Annotated in this window: 18 protein-coding genes; 7 read left to right on the forward strand and 11 right to left on the reverse strand. The window is 72.0% G+C overall.

Annotated elements, in window-relative coordinates; translation table 11 throughout:
- Nucleotides 1-57: 57 nt before the first annotated feature.
- From ACIBG6_RS02485 to ACIBG6_RS02500, 4 genes are all read right to left on the reverse strand, one after another.
- Nucleotides 58-894, reverse strand: coding sequence for a DUF4097 family beta strand repeat-containing protein (locus tag ACIBG6_RS02485; protein WP_399220615.1), 837 nt, complete (start codon nt 892-894; stop codon nt 58-60).
- A gap of 68 nt (nt 895-962) precedes the next feature.
- On the reverse strand, nt 963-1499 hold the full coding sequence (locus ACIBG6_RS02490; protein ID WP_399220616.1) for a hypothetical protein: 537 nt from the start codon (nt 1497-1499) through the stop codon (nt 963-965).
- Between the two features lie 149 nt (nt 1500-1648).
- Nucleotides 1649-2350: a DNA alkylation repair protein gene (locus tag ACIBG6_RS02495; protein WP_399220617.1), complete on the reverse strand. Its 702-nt coding sequence runs from the start codon at nt 2348-2350 to the stop codon at nt 1649-1651.
- 63 nt (nt 2351-2413) lie between these two features.
- Complete coding sequence (locus tag ACIBG6_RS02500; protein ID WP_399220618.1) at nt 2414-3073, reverse strand: CGNR zinc finger domain-containing protein; 660 nt, start codon at nt 3071-3073, stop codon at nt 2414-2416.
- 56 nt (nt 3074-3129) lie between these two features.
- Between ACIBG6_RS02500 and ACIBG6_RS02505 the strand changes: the two genes are divergently transcribed.
- From ACIBG6_RS02505 to mtnC, 3 genes are all read left to right on the forward strand, one after another.
- Nucleotides 3130-3894, forward strand: a complete 765-nt coding sequence (locus ACIBG6_RS02505) for an AzlC family ABC transporter permease (protein ID WP_399220619.1) — start codon at nt 3130-3132, stop codon at nt 3892-3894.
- A complete protein-coding gene (locus ACIBG6_RS02510) occupies nt 3891-4199 on the forward strand; it encodes an AzlD domain-containing protein (RefSeq protein WP_399220620.1) in 309 nt (102 codons plus the stop codon). Before ACIBG6_RS02505 ends, ACIBG6_RS02510 begins: the two co-directional genes overlap by 4 nt.
- A gap of 63 nt (nt 4200-4262) precedes the next feature.
- Nucleotides 4263-4976 carry an acireductone synthase gene (gene mtnC, locus ACIBG6_RS02515; protein ID WP_399220621.1) on the forward strand — a complete coding sequence of 238 codons (714 nt, stop codon included), beginning with the start codon at nt 4263-4265 and terminating at the stop codon, nt 4974-4976.
- Between the two features lie 52 nt (nt 4977-5028).
- Here the strand turns inward: mtnC and ACIBG6_RS02520 are convergent, their stop codons facing one another.
- Both ACIBG6_RS02520 and ACIBG6_RS02525 read right to left on the reverse strand, forming a co-directional pair.
- A complete protein-coding gene (locus ACIBG6_RS02520) occupies nt 5029-5499 on the reverse strand; it encodes a hypothetical protein (protein ID WP_399220622.1) in 471 nt (156 codons plus the stop codon).
- Between the two features lie 105 nt (nt 5500-5604).
- The gene (locus ACIBG6_RS02525) at nt 5605-6540 is read right to left on the reverse strand and encodes a hypothetical protein (RefSeq protein ID WP_399220623.1); all 936 of its coding nucleotides are present in this window, start codon (nt 6538-6540) and stop codon (nt 5605-5607) included.
- Between the two features lie 455 nt (nt 6541-6995).
- Between ACIBG6_RS02525 and ACIBG6_RS02530 the strand changes: the two genes are divergently transcribed.
- Complete coding sequence (locus tag ACIBG6_RS02530; protein WP_399220624.1) at nt 6996-8432, forward strand: family 43 glycosylhydrolase; 1437 nt, start codon at nt 6996-6998, stop codon at nt 8430-8432.
- A gap of 24 nt (nt 8433-8456) precedes the next feature.
- Here the strand turns inward: ACIBG6_RS02530 and ACIBG6_RS02535 are convergent, their stop codons facing one another.
- Nucleotides 8457-9404, reverse strand: coding sequence for an RICIN domain-containing protein (locus ACIBG6_RS02535; RefSeq protein ID WP_399220625.1), 948 nt, complete (start codon nt 9402-9404; stop codon nt 8457-8459).
- 252 nt (nt 9405-9656) lie between these two features.
- The gene (locus ACIBG6_RS02540; RefSeq protein WP_399220626.1) at nt 9657-10007 is read right to left on the reverse strand and encodes a winged helix-turn-helix transcriptional regulator; all 351 of its coding nucleotides are present in this window, start codon (nt 10005-10007) and stop codon (nt 9657-9659) included.
- A 69-nt stretch (nt 10008-10076) separates the two neighbouring features.
- Here ACIBG6_RS02540 and ACIBG6_RS02545 point away from each other — a divergent pair, with 69 nt between their 5' ends.
- Nucleotides 10077-10961, forward strand: a complete 885-nt coding sequence (locus tag ACIBG6_RS02545) for an NAD(P)-dependent oxidoreductase (protein ID WP_399220627.1) — start codon at nt 10077-10079, stop codon at nt 10959-10961.
- On the opposite strand, the gene ACIBG6_RS02550 is transcribed toward ACIBG6_RS02545, so the two are convergent.
- The 3 genes from ACIBG6_RS02550 to ACIBG6_RS02560 all read right to left on the reverse strand — a co-directional run bounded on the left by ACIBG6_RS02550 (nt 10927) and on the right by ACIBG6_RS02560 (nt 13883).
- Nucleotides 10927-12027, reverse strand: a complete 1101-nt coding sequence (locus ACIBG6_RS02550) for a winged helix DNA-binding protein (protein ID WP_399220628.1) — start codon at nt 12025-12027, stop codon at nt 10927-10929. The two genes, ACIBG6_RS02545 and ACIBG6_RS02550, sit on opposite strands and share 35 nt — an antisense overlap.
- A 75-nt stretch (nt 12028-12102) precedes the next feature.
- Nucleotides 12103-12939, reverse strand: a complete 837-nt coding sequence (gene ddaH, locus ACIBG6_RS02555; protein ID WP_399221164.1) for a dimethylargininase — start codon at nt 12937-12939, stop codon at nt 12103-12105.
- Nucleotides 12936-13883, reverse strand: a complete 948-nt coding sequence (locus ACIBG6_RS02560) for a methionyl-tRNA formyltransferase (protein WP_399220630.1) — start codon at nt 13881-13883, stop codon at nt 12936-12938. The genes ddaH and ACIBG6_RS02560 overlap by 4 nt, the downstream gene beginning before the upstream one ends.
- Before the next feature lie 248 nt (nt 13884-14131).
- Here ACIBG6_RS02560 and ACIBG6_RS02565 point away from each other — a divergent pair, with 248 nt between their 5' ends.
- The gene (locus tag ACIBG6_RS02565; RefSeq protein ID WP_399220631.1) at nt 14132-15526 is read left to right on the forward strand and encodes a lysine N(6)-hydroxylase/L-ornithine N(5)-oxygenase family protein; all 1395 of its coding nucleotides are present in this window, start codon (nt 14132-14134) and stop codon (nt 15524-15526) included.
- 134 nt (nt 15527-15660) lie between these two features.
- Nucleotides 15661-16722 (forward strand): iron-siderophore ABC transporter substrate-binding protein, encoded by a 1062-nt coding sequence (locus ACIBG6_RS02570; protein WP_399220633.1) that lies wholly within the window; start codon nt 15661-15663, stop codon nt 16720-16722.
- Nucleotides 16723-16797 lie beyond the last annotated feature (75 nt).

Raw genomic sequence — 16797 nt, forward strand, 5'->3', positions numbered from 1 at the left:
ATGGTTTGCCTGTCCGCGGGTCGCCGCCGCGAGGATGGCGACAGCGGCCCGGGCAGGTCAGGCGCGACGGATCACGATGTCGCCGACTCCGGTACGGGCGTGGATCTCGACGGTCTCCTCGGACGTCTCGGGACCCTGGGCGGCGCCGAGTGCGTTGCGCACGGTCCCGACCCGGGTATTGACGTCCAGCCACGCCGCGGTGGACTCCCGTACGCCGATCTCCACGTCGTGCGCGGCGGCCTGGAGCCGGATGGCGCCCCGGACCACCTCGTCGATGCGGATGGCGCCGTTGGCGGACCTGGCGTCCACGGAGGCGTGGGCGAGGCCGACCGAGATGCGGCCGTTGGAGGAGGTGGCCTTGAGGTCGCCGGTGATCTCGCCGACCGTGATCTCGCCGTTGCCGTTCTTGATGACGGCCGTGCCCGCGATCTCGTCGATCTCGATCCGGCCCTGGCCGTGGATCTCGGCATGGCCGGTCGCGCGGTGGACGCGGATGTCGCCGTGGCCGGTCCGCAGGTGGGTGCCGCCCGTCTCGTCGAGCCGGATGTCGCCGAGCGAGGCCTTCACCCGGCACTCGCCGAGCGTCCCCTCGCTGGTGATGTCGCCCATGGCGGTGGTGCCGTCGAGGCGCGAGCCCGCCGGGAGTCCGACGGTGATGTCGATCGACCCGTGCTTGCCGAACGGCGAGCGCTTCCGGGGCCCCTTGACGGTCAGGGTGCCGTTGGCGTACGTGACCTTGGTCTGCTGGGCGACCCGTACGTCGACGTCCTCGGCTCCGTTGCTCGGCAGCACCTCGACTACCGTGTCCGTACGCTCGCTCGCCGTGAGGCGCACGTTGCCGACCTCGAAGTCCAGGATCGCGGTGATGGGCTCGGGCGTTTCGAAAGAAGGCATGGCTGTCCCGTCCTCTTGGCTCTGGTGTGTGTTTGCGCAGGTGGTGCGGGTGATGAGGGGCGGCTCGGTTAGCGGACCCAGCCCCGGTAGCTCTGGCCCACCGGGCTCGGCGGCGGGGCGGCCTGGACCGCGCCGCCCGGTTCCAGGGCGATGGCGACCGCTCGGACGAGCCAGGCGTTGACCGACAGGCTCTCCTGGCCGGCGGCGTCCTCCACGCGGGACTTGAGGTGTGCCGGGAGCCGGAAGTTGATGCGCGCGGTGCCCCCTTCGTCGCCGTCCCCGACGGGCGGTGCCACCGGCGCCGTGCGTGGCGCCATCGGTGCCGCCATGGTGGCGCGGCCGTCGTTCGGCGCCTCGGTGGCGAGCGGTGACGTCACCACGAACTCGGGGTCCGTTCCCCGCAGTCGCACGTCCACCGAGCCCGGCGCCAGCTCGCGGGTGATCTCCTCGGAGGCGGCGGACAGGGCGTTGAGGAGCGTCAGACGGGCGGCCGATTCCAGGGGGGCGGTCAGCCGCTCGGCCAGGGCGCGTGCTTCGTCACCGCCGGCGTTGGCGGCGACCGCGAGCTCGCTGCGGAGGTGGTCGACGTAGGGGGTCAAGTCCATGAGGAGATAGTGGCACCACTTTGGCGCCATTGCAAGTCCGTGTGGCGCCAGATGGCGCCGCCTGGTGCCATGCGGCGCCAAGTGGTGCCCTGTGGTGCCAAGTGGCGCCCTGTGGCGCCTCCGCGCGCCTTGTGGTGCCGCGCCAGGTGCTACTCGGCGTCCTGCCGACGCACCATCTCCGCGATCCAGTCCGGCGCGAACGGCGACGTGCACCCCGGGGGAGTCGGGTAGTCCTTCAGTACCTGCAGCCGCTCGCCGATGTCGATCGCGCGGGTGCGGAGCTCGGGGTGCTCGATCCCGATCTGGGCCAGGCAGTGGTTCATCGCCCACTGCAGCCGGTCCGGCGCGTCCTTCATCTGCGCCTCGATGACGTCGAGCAGGCCCGCGAGGTCGAGGTCCTCGGGCTTCCTCGCCACGCGTTCCGTGGTCAGCGCCCAGCCGGCGCTCGCGACCACGGGATCCGGGTCGGCGGTCCAGGCCGGTCGCAGCTCTTCGGCGTGCGGGTTCTTCTTCACCACGTAGTTCACGAGCCAGTCGTGCACCTTGGGGGTGCGCGCCTCGCGCAGCATGGCGTCCAGCTCGTCCCGCCGGAACGCCTTCGGGCGGCAGATCAGGAGCGCGAGCAGTTTCGCCGCCGTGTCGTCCGTCTCCCACAGCCGGTACGCGAGGTCCTGCTGGGTCTTCAGCCGCTTCGCGACCGTGCGCAGCTTGCCGAGGTTCACACCGTGATCGTCACCGTGCCTCTCGTTCACCGCGCGCGCCTTCGGGTCCTCGAGTCCGGCCAGCTCGGCCAACACCTCGGACACCGTCGCCTCGGGCACCCTCACCCGGGCCGCCTTCGTCTCGCTCACCTCGGACCTCCCGTCCCGCTCGCTCGGATGCCAGCCTATGACGCGGACCGGCCTCCTCGTCCGTCACGACGTCTGCTTGGTGCGGGCGTAGTGGCGGCGGGCGCGGTCGCGGTTGCCGCAGTCGCCTGAGCTGCACCATCGCCGGGTGCCGCTGCGGCTGCGGTCGAGGAAGAACCATCCGCAGCCGGGCCCTCCGCAGCGCCGGATCCGATCGAGGCCGGGGCCGGCGAGGAGTCCTTCGGCCTGGAGGGCGAGTGTGTGCCCGAGGTCGGTGAGCCGGTCCGTGCCGGGCTGCCAGCGCAGGGGGAACGCCGGCGGGAGCTCCGCGCTCTCGCGGGCCAGCAGGATCGCCCGCCGGAGATCGTTCCACTCGTCCGGCGGCGGGGGCTCGCCGTCGGTGAGCGCGTCCAGGACGGGCCAGAGCAGGGCGCGGAGGTGGTGCAGCGCGGCCAGTTGGCGCTGCGTCTCCTCGGTCCCGGCAGCCGCCAGCGTCTCTTGGAGAGCGGCGGACTGCGGTGACGTGAGCAGTCCGGCGGTGACCGCCCACCTCGCCCACGCTGTGGCGCCCGTGACCCGCTCGGCGCGGCGGGCGGGGTCCGTCCGCCAGGCGACGGTGTTGACGAAGTCGAGCACGGGGTGCCCGCCCATGAGTGACACGCCCGCAGGCGCGCCCGCGGCCACGCCTGCGGACGGGACGTCGGATCCGTTCTTCTCCACTACCACCCTGCCAGTCTAGCCATCTAACGGGCTTACCGCGTTATGCCTGTTAGGTTGTGGTCATGGAAAGCTCCCTTCCAGCGGCGCGAGGCGCCGCCATACCCCGTGAACGCTTCCGCTCCGGTCTTCACATCGGATCAGGGCTCGCAGCGGCCTCGTTCCTGCTCGCGACCAGCTTCGGCGCGCTGACGCAGGCACAGGGCTGGGGCACCCTCGCGCCGATCCTGTGCTCCGTGGTCGTCTTCTCTGGCTCGGCCCAGTTCGCCCTGGTGGCGGCCCTGGGCACCGGTGGCGGCGTGGCCTCCGCCGTCACCGCCGCGGCGCTGATCAACAGCCGGTTCCTGCCGATGGGCATGGCCGTGGCGCGCGACCTGCGCGGCGGCAGACTGCGCCGCGCCCTGGAAGGCCAGGCGGTGGTGGACGGATCGTGGGCGGCGGCCCACCTCGGCGGCGGACGGTTCGACCGGTACGTGCTCTTCGGAGCGACCCTGATCCAGTGGCCGGCCTGGGTCGCCGGGACCGCGCTGGGCGTCGTCATCGCTCCCGACCCGGGACTCCTGCACACGCTCGGGCTGGACGTCCTCACCCCCGCCCTGTTCGTGACGTTCCTCATCGACGAGCTCCGCAAGGAGCGGGCCAACCGGCTGCCCGCCCTGCTCGGCGCGGCCATCGCGGCAGGACTGGTCCTCTTCCTCCCCACCGGACCGGCCCTCGTCGGTGCGGCCGCCGCCGCCCTGATCGCCCTCGTCAGACCTGCCGCGGGGACACCCACCCGACGCGCTCCCGCCGACGGTCACGCCAACTCCGCGACCGAGGTGGCCCGATGACCCTCTGGATCGCCATCGGCGCCGTCGCCCTGGTCAGCTTCGCCTTCAAAGCCCTCGGGCCGGCCGTCCTGGCCGACCGCGAACTGCCCGCACACGCACGGTCCGTGATCGCCCTCGTGGCCCCGGCCCTGCTCGCCGGCTTCATCGTGACGGCCGTCGCCGGGCCGGCCTGGAGCGCCCTCGACCCCACCCTGCTCGCCGGCCTCGCGACCGTGGTCGTCCTGCGCCACTACCGGGCGCCGATGCCCGCGGCGCTCCTGGGAGCGGTGGCCGTCACCGCACTCCTCCGGCTCTGGACCTCGTGACACGGCCGCGCATCCGCCGTACGCCATGGTGAAGTGGTCGCAACCGAACAGAAGGACTCCCTCATGCAGTTCGTACGCGACCCAGGGCTTCGGGCCGTCGTGCTCGACGTCGAGGGGACGACCGGGTCGCTCACCCATGTGCAGGACGTCCTGTTCCCCTACGCGCGGGAACGGCTCGCCTCCTGGCTCGCCGCGCACCGCGGCACCGAGCAGGGGCAGCGGATCCTGGACGCCGTCGCCGTCCAGGCCGGGGCGGTCCAGGACGAGGCCGGGGCCCTCGCACTGCTGGAGCGGTGGTCCGACACCGACGTGAAGGCGGCACCGCTGAAGACGCTCCAGGGGCTGATCTGGGCCGACGGCTACGCGGAGGGCCGACTGCACGGGCACGTGTACGCGGACGTACCGCCCGCGCTGGAGCACTGGAAGGCGCGGGGCGTGGGCCGGTTCGTCTACTCGTCCGGTTCCGTCGCCGCCCAGCGGGACTGGTTCGGCCACACCGCGTACGGCGATCTGCGCCCCCTGCTCGACGGCTACTTCGACCTGACGACCACCGGCCCGAAGACGTGCCCCGACTCCTACGACGCGATCGCGAGGTCGCTCGGGCACGCGCCGGCCGGCCTGCTGTTCGTCAGCGACGTCGGAGCCGAACTCGACGCCGCGGCCGCGGCCGGCTGGCGGACCGCCGCCGTACGCCGCAGCGACGACGCACGCGCCGCCGTCCCGGGACACCCGGCCGTCACCTCCCTCACCCCGCTCCTCTCCGGGGCGGAAGAGTGAGACGCCGGCCCGGCGGGGATGTCCCGCCGGGCCGGCGTCGAGCGGGGTGACGTCAGCAGGCGTCGACCCAGTCGTGCGACGACACGTTGTCGTTGACGAGCTGGCCCTGGCCCGCACCGGCACTGAAGAACCTCAGACCGGAGGCGCCGAGGTCGGGGAGGGAGTGGGACTGGTGGAGGCAGACCCAGGAGCCGGTCCAGTTCAGGCCGTAGAAGAGCCGCACGTCCTCGCTGCGTCCCGGGTACCCGTTGTTCCAGACGTCCGAGACCTTGTTGCGGCAACCGGCCCAGTTGGCGTTGTTCGCGTTCCACTTGCAGTGGAATCCGCCCGCGTGGGGGTGCTCCCAGGCGTAGAGGTGGCCGTCCGCGGCCGGAAGCCCGGCCGGGACGACGGCCGCGGGGGCCGTCACGGACGGGGGTGCGGCGGCCTCGGGGACCGCGACCCTGGCGTCGGCCACCGGGGTGGTCAGCAGGGTGAGGGCTCCGACGGTGAGCGCGGTCGCGAGGGCACGCTTGATGCGCATGGTATGTCTCCTTCTCAGGGGTGATGGCCGTACCGCCGTTCGCGGCGCGGCCGTCGGGGCCGCCGTGTGCACGTCGCACGCGGCGGAGTCATGGGGGCGGGGCGGTCAGTCCCGGGGGCCGCCGCCGAGGATCCGGCGGGCACGGGGCAGCGCGGCCGACCTCAGCCGCTCCCGCGCCTCGACGTCCGCGCGGTACTCGCGGTCCAGGACCCGGCCGTGGTGCGCGTCGATGTCCCGGGCCGTGCGGGCGAGCCCCGAGTCCCCGGCGCACCGGACCTCCGCCAGGGCCAACGCGACCTCGCGGTCCTTGCCCAGGGGTTGTACGGGGGAGAGCGCGGCGGCCCGGGCGTCGGCCGGCGTCGCGAACGCGTACCCGGCGCGCCGCATGCAGTCCCGCCACACACCGAGCCGTTCCCGGTAGCCCGCGTCGGCCGTGACACGGCTCCGGCGGATCTGGATCAGGGCGTCGACGCGGGTCGACGCACGGAACCAGGCGCCGAGGTCTCCGAACAGCCCGCGCTGGGCCTCCGCGACGCAGCCGTGATCGCTGCGCTGTACGGTTCCGCCGCCCGGGAGGGTGACGGTAAGACCGTCGGGCGAGGTGCCGTTGGCCGCGGCCAGCGCCTCGGCCTTCCGATCCGCCGGGAGCGCGGCGAAGTAGGCGCGGTTCGGGTCGCTCGCGGTGCGGGCCTTCCGCTGCCGTCGCAGCTCGGAGCCGTAGCCGTGGCGCCGGGCCCGGTCCGCGTCGTCGAGGACGTACACGAAGGCCGTGGCCTCGGTGTCCTCGTCGAGCGGGAAGACCCGGTACGTGAATCCGTGCCGGCGCATGCAGTCGCGCAGCAGCCGCTGCTCGGCGTCGTGGAGGAGCCGGTCCTCCTCGGTGACCGGTCCCGGGGAGCCGGCTCGCACGGGAGGTGGCCGTTCGTCGGAGGCCGGTCCACCGAGGCCGGCGAGCAGGGTCGCGGCGAGGGCGATCGTGGCGCCGGTGACCGCCGCGGTCATGGCGAGGGGGGAGCGGTGGGCAGAGCTGCGCCGGGGCATGGGGAATCTCCTGCGGTGGTCGAGGACGAGCGGGGCGACGAGACCGGGACCTGGGACCGACCCGGGGGAGGTCTCCGGTGAGGGCCAGTGGGTGGCGTCGGAAGGCGTCGGTGTGGCTGCGGCCGAGCGAGGCGGCCACGGGCTCCGCCGCACGGCGCGGGGTGCGCACCGGGGCGGGCCGCCCGGTCGGGGCGCCGCCGGTGAGCGGTGCCGCGGTCGGACAACCGAAGTCTGTGCCGGGCGGGAAGCGGCCCGCAAGCGTGTCCCGCCCGATTCGGTGAAGTCGGGATCCCCACCCCGCTGACCTGCGGAGACTCTCCTGTCCCGGGACAGGGAGGACCCCGGGACGCGGGTCGGGACCGGGGCGCTGGACCGGCGCAACGCGACGGCGGCCGTGTCGTTCTCGTGGTGTGCCCCGCGCACCGAGGCGCGGGAGGAACCGAGGGAGCGGATCAGTGGACCACCCGAACGATCGAAGGGGCGGACTTCCCCGCCGGACACGGGCCGCTTCTCGCCGGGGGTTCGTCGCGGTCCTGGCGCTGGGCGCGGCCGCCTGCCTCGCCGCACTGGCTCCCGCCCCCGGAGCCGTACCTTCCGCACTCGCCCCGGCCGTGGTCCAGGCACCCGCGCCGGTCACGCCCGTCCTCGACCAGGACTTCGCCGACCCGGACGTCGTACGGGTGGGCCGGGTCTTCCACGCCTACGCCACCAACGCCCACGGCAGGAACATCCAGCACGCCACGTCCACCGACCTGGTCCACTGGACGGTCGACGGGACGGACGTGCTGCCCGAGGTCGGTGCGTGGGTCACGCTCGATCCCCCGGGCCACGTCTGGGCGCCGGAGGTCTTCGACAACGGCGACGGATTCACGCTCCACTACACGGCTCGTGACCGGGCCGGCGGCCGTCAGTGCATCGGCGTCGCGCTCGCGTCCTCGCCCGACGGCCCGTTCCGGCCGGTCGGCGACCGCCCGCTGGTCTGTCCGACCGAGCTCGGCGGCGCGATCGACGCGTCGAGCTACACCGAGAACGGCACCCGCCACCTGCTCTGGAAGAGCGACGGGAACTGCTGCCGGCTCGACACCTGGCTCCATCTCCAGCCCGTCTCGTGGGACGGCACCCGCGTCACCGGGGACCCGGTCCGGCTCCTCAAGCAGGACGACCCCCACACCTGGGAGCAGGGCCTCGTCGAAGCGCCCACCCTCGTCAAGCGGGACGGCCGCTACGTCCTCCTGTACTCGGGCGGCGACTACCGCACCAACGCGTACGCGGGGGGCTGGGCGACCGCCGACACCCTCACCGGGCCGTACGTGAAGGGGAACGGGCCGTTCATGACCACGGAGTCCTTCGCGGACGGGATCGGCGGACCGGGCGGTCAGGACGTCGTGACCGGCCCCGGCGGCCAGGACCGCATCCTCTTCCACGGCCGCGGCGCCGACGGCGTACGACGGGTGCTGTACGCCGCCGACCTCGGCTTCGCCGACGGCCGTCCGGTCGTGCGCGGCAGCAGGACGGTGTACGAGGCGGAGCTCGCCCGGATGTACAAGGCTGCCGTCCGTGATGCGCGGAAGGCCTGGGGCGACCGGGCCGTCGGGCACATCGACGAACCCGACAGCTTCGTGGAGTTCCGGGTCTTCGCCGCCTCTCCGGGGCGCCACACCCTGGCCGTGCGCTACGGCAACGGCTCACTGGACGCCTCGGGCGCCCCCGCAGCCGCGTCGCACGCCCTGACGGTCAACGGCACGGGCGCGGGCGCCGTCGACTACCCGTTCACCGGCTGGGACGAGTGGGCGTCGACCGAGGTCCCTGTGGACCTGCGCGCGGGGTGGAACACCCTCCGCCTCACGAAGGGGGACCGCTACACCGAGCTGGACGCCGTGGACGTGGCGTAGCCGCCGCGTTCCCGACTCGCCGCGTCAGGCCCACTTCTGACGCGTCGTCGCGTCGCACGGCGACATCCGCAGACCGCCCGCGCTGTCGGCCAGGCAGCGCCGGGCCGTCGTGCTCCTGATCTCGACGGCCGCGTCGTCCCCCGCGCTGACGGTCCACCGCTGGGAGGCGGACGCGCCGCAGGGCGTGGTGGAAAGACCGCCGGGGAGATGGTCCAGGCACTCTCCCGTCGCGTGGTTCCTGAGCTGGGTGCCCCCGTCCGGCGTCCTGCGGACCGTCCAGCGCTGGTACGACATGCCGTTGCACGCGAAGGACCGGGTGCCCTTGTCGAGACTGTCGTCGAGGCAGGCGCCCGTCGCGCGGCTCACGAAGATCCTGGGGTCGTCCGACACGGCGGACGCGCCCTGCGCACCCTGCGCACTGCGCGGGGCCGTCGGGGTGTCGTCGCCGGACGCCGGGGGCCGCGGCTGGACGAGAGCGGTGCTCGTGGCTCCGATCAGCAGACCGATCACGGCCCCGGCGAGGGCCCATACCGTGTGCCGGCTCCGCACCGAGAGCCGCCGCCGCGCGGGCACGGGCGGTGTGGACGCCGCCGTTGCGCCGCTCTCCTCGGGCGCGGACGCCCCTTCCGTATCCGTACTGGTGTCCCGGACCGGTTCGCCCTGGGGCGGTTCGCTCATGGGCAGGTCGTCCTGGACCTGCTGCCGCCGGACCGGTTTGCGCTGGCTCCGGTCGGCGGCCTCCCACAGGTGCCGGTACTCGGAGGGGTCGCCGTCGAGGGCCTCGCACAGGTCGCGCACCGTCCCCCACGGGGGAACGGTGATGCCGAGGAAGTACCGGGACAGCGACGAGTCGCTGATGCGCACGCTCGTCTCGAGGTCCCGCAGCGTGCGTCCGGAGCGGCGTTGGAGGTCGCGCAGCGCCCTGCCCAGCGCGCGGGCCGGCTCCTGGTCGTCAGGCCGGTCGGCAGCCATGATGGCGCCCTTCGCCGCAGGGACAAATCGTGTTCCAGCAGGTCAGAACCCTAGGGGGCGGCAGATCTTGGTGGCAAACAGGAGCACTCTCCCGAAGGACCCCGAGGCCGCCGGTTGACGTGGCGCCGGCCGATGGCTGCCTGAGTGCCGCCGGCACACCCACCTTTTTGTGGGTACTTGCCGGGGGGAAGGGCGCGGGGAGAACCTGGTGGTGGCCGAGGGAACGGAGCGGGAAAGGAGACGGCCGAACGGTCAGGACGCGGCGCGCTCCTCGGCGAGCCGGTCCAGCCTGCGGTGGCCCCAGTCGGAGAGGGGTGCCAGGGCGTCGGAGAGCTCGCGGCCGAAGACGGTCAGGGAGTAGACGGTCTTCGGCGGCACCACGTCGTGCACCTCGCGATGCACGAGGCCGTCCGACTCCATCTCCCGCAGGGCCTGGGTCAGTACCTTCTCGCTGATCGCCGGGATCCGCCGGCGCATCTCGCCGGGCCGGTGGGGGCCGGATTCGAGCATCCAGAGCAGCAGGGTCTTCCACTTGCCGTCGATCACGGCGACGGCCGCGGTCACGCCGCAGACCCCCGTGTCCTCGGCCCGGCCACGCGTCATCGTGCTCGCCCCCGCCTTCGTACCCCGGTCATGCCTTTCTTCTTACCTCACATACAAGGGAGTTCCCTCATGTCTTCTTCCCAGGTGCCGTCCGTCACGGTCGTCGGACTCGGGCCCATGGGCCGTGCGCTGGCCGGTGCGTTCGTGGCCGCCGGGGTCCGTACCACCGTGTGGAACCGCACCCCGGGCCGGGACGGTGAGCTGGTCGCGCGGGGTGCGATCGGGGCGGCGTCGGTCGAGGAGGCGGTCGCCGCGAGCCCGCTCAGCGTCGTCTGCCTGGTCAATTACGACGCGACGGACGCCGTACTCCGTCACGTCGACGTCACGGCCGCGCTGAAGGGCCGCACCCTGGTGAACCTCACGGCCGACACGCCGGACCGGGCCCGGGACACCGGCCGTTGGGCCGGCGACCACGGCATCCGGTATCTCGATGGCGCCATCATGACGCCCACCCCGACCATCGGGACGCCGCAGGCCGTGTTCCTGCACAGCGGCCCGGCGGAGCTCTACGCCGAACACCGGCCGGTGCTCGACGTCCTGGGCGGCACCCACACGCACCTCGGCGAGGACATCGCCCGGGCCGCGGCGTACGACATCGCGCTGCTCGACATCTTCTGGACGTCGATGGCGGGGTACGTCCACGCCGTCGCCCTGGCGGGGGCGGAGGGCGTCTCGCCGGGCGAGCTGGCCCCGTTCGCCCAGGGCATCGGCACGATCCTGCCGCCGCTGTTCCAGGCCCTGGCCGAGGACCTGGAGAGCGGCTCCTACTCGGGCGAGGGCAATCCGCTGACGTCCGTGGTGTCGTCCATGGCGCACATCGTCCAGGCCTCCGAGGCCCACGGCATCGACGCGGGCGTGATGCGGGCGGCCGAGGGGCTCGCGCGCCGCACGGTGGGCCTGGGGCACGGCGCCGAGGGCTTCACCCGGATCGCCGAAGTCCTCGCCCGTCGCTGAGAGTTCGACGTTCGTCGGAAGGGTCCTGGTCCGCCGCCCCGAAGCACTCCTCGGGGGCGATCTCCCGGCCCTCCTCGGTACGGACGCGGGTCAGGGCGAGGGCGTGGTTGCGGCCCGTGTGGGCGGCGGCTCCCGTGACGATGACGACGCCCTCGTCCTCGGTGTGGAGGACCAGGCCGGGCGTCCCCGCGTAGGTGTGGCGGGTGACCGCCGCCGTGAGGATCTCCAGACGCCGGCCGTGGTGGTGGGTGTACGCGGCGGGGTAGGCGCCCCGCCGGGCGTCGACGAACCGCGCGAGGGACTCCGCCGGCAGCGACCAGTCGATCCGGCCGTCCTCGGCGGAGTGGGTCCGGACGGGGGCGCCGGTGCTCTGCCCCCGGTGGTGGGTGCCGCTCGGGGCTTCGTGGACCACCCCCGCCGGTGCCGGTTCGAGATGGCGGTGCACGCGGCGTAACAGAGAGCCCAGTTGGTCGCGTTCCGCCGGGGTGAGCGGGGCGAGGATGTCGTCGTCCGCCGACGCGATGTCCGCGCTGAGCTCGGCCAGCGCGGTCCTGCCCTCGGCGGTCAGCGCGACGACGACGCGGCGCCGGTCGGCGGTGTCCCGGACACAGTCGACGTGCCCGGCCCTCTCCAGATCGTTGACGATCTTCACGAGGTCGCTGGCGTTCATGTCGAGTCGCGCGGCCAGGGCCGTCTTCATCTGCGGGCCGAGGTCGCCGAGAAGAGCCATCACGGTGAGGTGCCACAGGCGGAGCCCCCGTGCGGTCAGCCTGTCGGTGAGCCGGCGGCGCGCGGCCTTGCCGATCGCGGTCAGGAGGTACGCGTGGAGGTCGAGGACGCTCGGTGGCGTCATGCGCGTCGGCGCCGCCGGGGTGGGCGGAGGGTCGGCGGCCCGTGTGGCCGGTGCGGCCGGGGCCTCGCCCGGGAGGGCGACGAGCGTCAGGCCGGCGTCGGTGAGCGCCGCGAGGACCCGCCCCCAGTCGGTCGGCACGTTCGAGATGCCGACGAAGGCGAACCGCTCGCCCTCCGGGTCGTGTTCCGTTCCCGAGACGACCGGCTGCTCCATCAACTCTTCCCTAGGTGAGGCGAACCTAATATGCGTCCACTGGCGTGCCCCGGGACCGTCCGGGGCACGTCAGGGCTATGCGGTGGCCGTCCGCAGTTCCAGCGTGCAGCACTTGACGCTGCCGCCGGCCTTGAGGAGTTCCGAGAGGTCCACGCCGATGGGGTTGAAGCCCCGGGCGCGCAACTGCTCGGTCAGACCGGTGGCGTTGTGCGGCAGCACCACGTTGAGGCCGTCCGACGTCGCGTTGAGTCCGAAGACCGCCGCGTCCTCTGCGGTGGCGATGAGGGCGTCGGGGAACAGACGCCGCAGCACGGCGAGGCTGCCCGGCGAGAAGGCCGCCGGGTAGTACGCGATCGTCCGCTCGTCGAGCACCGTCAGCGCGGTGTCGAGGTGGTAGTACTCCGGGTCCACGAGCGTCAGCCCGATGACGGGGCGGCCGAAGAACTCCTGCGCCTCGTCGTGCGAGCGCGGGTCGCTGCGGAAGCCCGTACCGGCGAGCAGCCACTCACCGGTCAACAGGTAGTCGCCCTCGCCCTCGTTGACGACGTTGGCGGTGCGCAGGTCGGGGAATCCGTTGTCGCGCAGCCAGTCGTGGTAGGCGGGGCCCTCCGCGATGCGCTCGGCGTCGCGGAACCTCGCCACGAGCGCCCGGCCGTCGATCACGGTCGCGCCGTTGGCGGCGAAGACCATGTCGGGGAGGCCGGGGACGGGGTCGATCGTGTCGACGGCGTGCCCGAGGCTCAGGTAGACCTCGCGCAGCTTCTCCCACTGGGTGATGGCCAGTTGGGTGTCGACGGGCTTCGCCGGGTCCATCCACGGGTTGATGGAGTAGACCACGTCGAAATGGGTGGGCCGGCACATGAGGTAGTGCCGAGGCCGTGCGGTACGCATGGTGAGGGTCCTCGTGGTCAGGGACGGCTGGTGAGGTAGCCGCCCATGGAAGTGAAGTACTCGGCCGCGGAGAGCTCGCGGCCGTCGTCCGTCCGTACGCGCGTGATGGCGAGGCCGTGGTTGCGGCCGGTGCGCGCGTCGGCGCCGGCGACGATGACGACGCCGTCGCCCTCGCGGTAGAAGATCCGGCCGGGAGTGCCGCCGTAACGGCCCGTGGAGACCACGGCGGAGAGGATTTCCAGCCGCCTGCCCCGGTGGAACGCGAAGGCGGCCGGATAGGGGTCGGACTGGGCGCGGACCAGGCGTTCGAGGACCTCGGCGGGCCAGCTCCAGTCGATCCGGATGTCCTCTTCGGCCCGCTTGTGGAAGAAGCTGGCCTGCGACCGGTCCTGCTTCGTGAACTCGGTCTGCCCGGCGGCGATCAGACCGAGGGCGCCGATCGTGACCGGGGCGATGAGGTCCACCGTCTTGTGGAAGAGGTCCGTCGCCGTGTCGGTCGGCTCCACGGTGACCGCGTCCTGCCGGACGATGTCGCCGGCGTCGAGCACCTCGTCCATCATGTGGGCGGTGACGCCCACTTCCGGCTCGCCGTTGATCAGCGCCCAGATGAGGGGCGAGAAGCCGGCGTACTTGGGCAGCAGCGAATCGTGGATGTTCAGCGTGCCGTGGCGCGGCAGCGTGTAGATGCGCGGCGGGATCCACGTACGCCAGTTGTTGGCCACGATGATGTCCGGATCGGCTTCTTTCAGCCGCTCGAACAGCTCCTCGTCGTCGGGCCGGTTGCGGATGACGACGGGGACGCCGTGCTCCGCGGCCAGATCGGCGACCGAGTCGCTCCAGATCTTCTCGTAGGCGTGCTCGCTCTTGGGGTGTGTCACGACCAACACCACGTCGTGCTCGGAGTCCAGGAGCGCTTGGAGGGTGCGATGGCCCCAGGTCTGATAACCGAACATGACGACCCGCATGGGCTTCCTCCCAGGAAGAGCGATTGATCGACGCCAAGTAAAGCAAGGCTTACCTAACATGACAACTGGGCCGCGTTTCAAGGTTGTTCGAAGCCATTGTTTCGTCGTGGATCGTCACAGGACGTCGACAGGCGGTGTCAGATCAGGTTAGCTTTACCTAAGTTCAGCTCGGGTCGCCCTCTCCGGTGTGCCCCGACGCCCTGTTCCAAGCCACGCCCCCCACAGGCGGCACGCACGATGGGAGTGACATGTCTCAGGTTCTTCCTGGTGACACACCTCTGGTCCACGACCTCATTGGAATCGGCTTCGGGCCGTCCAACGTGGCCATGGCGTTGGCGCTCAGCGAGCACAATGCCCGCGTCGGCCGGGAGGAGGCGGTGACCGCGCACTTCTTCGAGCGGCAGCCGTGTTTCGGCTGGCACCGCGGCATGCTGATCGACGACGCGACCATGCAGGTGTCCTTCCTCAAGGACCTCGTGACGCTGCGGAACCCGTCCAGCGAGTACAGCTTCCTCTGCTACCTGCAGAGCAAGGGCCGGCTGATCGACTTCGTCAACCACAAGAACCTCTTCCCGCTGCGCGTGGAGTTCCACGACTACCTCGAGTGGGCCGCGGCGAAGGTCGACGACATGGTCTCGTACGGCCACGAGATCATCGCCGTCGAACCCGTCGTCCAGGACGGCGTCGTGGAGTACCTGGAGGTCACCGCCCGCGCCGGCACGGAGCTCGTCGTCCACCGCGCCCGCAACCTCGTCCTCGGCACCGGACTGCGCCCCCGCATGCCGGAGGGCATCGAGCGGAGCGAACGGGTCTGGCACAACTCCGACTTGCTGGCGAAGGTGGACAGCCTGGAGGGCACCGCCCCCGAGCGGTTCGTCGTCGTGGGCGCCGGGCAGAGCGCCGCCGAGAACGTGGCCTACCTGCACCGCCGGTTCCCCGACGCCGAGATCTGCGCCGTCTTCTCCCGCTACGGCTACAGCCCCGCCGACGACAGCGCCTTCGCCAACCGCATCTTCGACCCCGAAGCGGTCGACGAGTACTTCACCGCGCCCGACGACATCAAGCGCAAGCTGATGGAGTACCACGGCAACACCAACTACTCCGTGGTGGACATCGACCTCATCGACGACCTGTACCGGCAGTCGTACCAGGAGAAGGTCCTCGGCACCGAGCGGCTGCGCTTCCTGAACGTCTCCCGGCTCGTCGGCGTCGAGGACGGTCCCGACGGGGCCCGCGCCGTCGTCAAGTCCCTGGTCAGCGGCGAGGAGACCACGCTCGACGCCGACGTGGTCGTGCTCGCCACCGGCTACAGCCCCGCCGACCCGCTCGGCGTCCTGGGCGACGTCGCCCAGCGCTGCCACCGCGACGAGCAGGGCCGCATCCGCGTCGAACGCGACTACCGCGTCGCCACCGACCCCGAACTGCGCTGCGGCATCTACCTCCAGGGCGGTACGGAGCACACCCACGGCATCACGTCGTCGCTGCTCTCCAACACCGCGATCCGGGTCGGGGAGATCCTCGACTCGGTCGTCGGCCACCGCCCGGCCACCACCCGTTCCCCGGCCACCGTCCCCGTCCCCGCGCCCGCCTCCGCCTCCGGCGAGGGCCGGCCGGTCGTCGACGGTGTGGGTACGGCCCGCTGACGCGGGCCCTCCCACCCTCCGCCGCGAACCACTCCGCGACCCCCCACGTACGATCCGCCACACTCCCCGCCGGGCAGCGTTCCCGTGTCCGGCGGGCGTGGCACGCATGGAAGATCCCCCTGAAAGGAACGTCTGTGTCCACTGGTGCACGTCCCGCCCTCGCGCGGTTCGCCAGATCCGCTCCCCGTGTGGCCGTCCTCGCGGTGGCGGCGCTCGCACTCGCCGCCTGTGGGGGCGGGGCGGAGAAGTCCGGCTCGACCTCCTCGCCCTCCGGCTCGGCGTCGGCGGACGGAGCGGCCAAGCCCGCCGCGTTCCCCGTCACCGTCGCGCACAAGTACGGCAGCACGACGATCGACAAGGAGCCGAAGACGATCGTCACGCTCGGCCTCTCCGACCAGGACGCGGTGCTCGCGCTCGGCGTCAAGCCGGTCGGCTCGGTCGACTGGTTCAAGGAGCAGCCGTACGGCAAGTGGCCCTGGACGAAGGACAAGTGGGGCTCCACGAAGCCCGAGATCGTCGGCGAGCGCGACGAGTACAACATCGAGAAGATCGCCGCGCTGAAGCCGGACCTGGTCATCGCCCAGTACTCGGGGATGAAGAAGGAGCAGTACGACACGCTCTCCAAGTTCACCAAGGTCGTCGCCCAGCCCAAGGAGCACCCCGACTACGGCGCTCCGTGGCAGGTCATGACCCGCCAGATCGGCAAGGCGCTCGGCAAGGACGCCGAGACCGAGAAGCTGATCGCGGACATCGACACCCGCTTCAAGGCCGTCCGTGAGAAGAACCCCGAGTTCGCGACGAAGACGCTGGCCGTCGCCGACTCCTTCGAGGCCGGCAAGTACTCGGCGTTCACCAAGACCGACCCCAAGGCGATCTTCTTCTCCGAGCTCGGCTTCAAGCTGAAGCCGGAGATCGACGGCCTGGCCAAGCCGGGCTGGAACGTGGCCGAACTCAGCGCCGAGAAGCTGAACATCCTCGACGTCGACCGGCTGGTCTGGGTCACCTCCAGCACCGAGGCCAACGACCGCATCAAGGCGGAGCCGCTCTACAAGAAGCTGAAGGTCAACCAGGAGAAGCGCGACCTGTTCGTGCCCTACCAGGACCCCGACATCGGCGCCGCGTTCTCCTTCAACACCGTCCTGTCGATCCCGTACGCCATCGACGAGATCACGCCGCTGCTCGCGGCCGTCAAGTGACGACGCTCCGCTGACCCACCCGCCGCTGACGCGGCGTCAGGGGGCGTCGGTCGAACCGACGGCGTGGCGGCCCCG

Origin of the sequence: Streptomyces sp. NPDC050842, from assembly GCF_044456565.1 — a bacterium.
GTDB lineage: Bacteria > Actinomycetota > Actinomycetes > Streptomycetales > Streptomycetaceae > Streptomyces.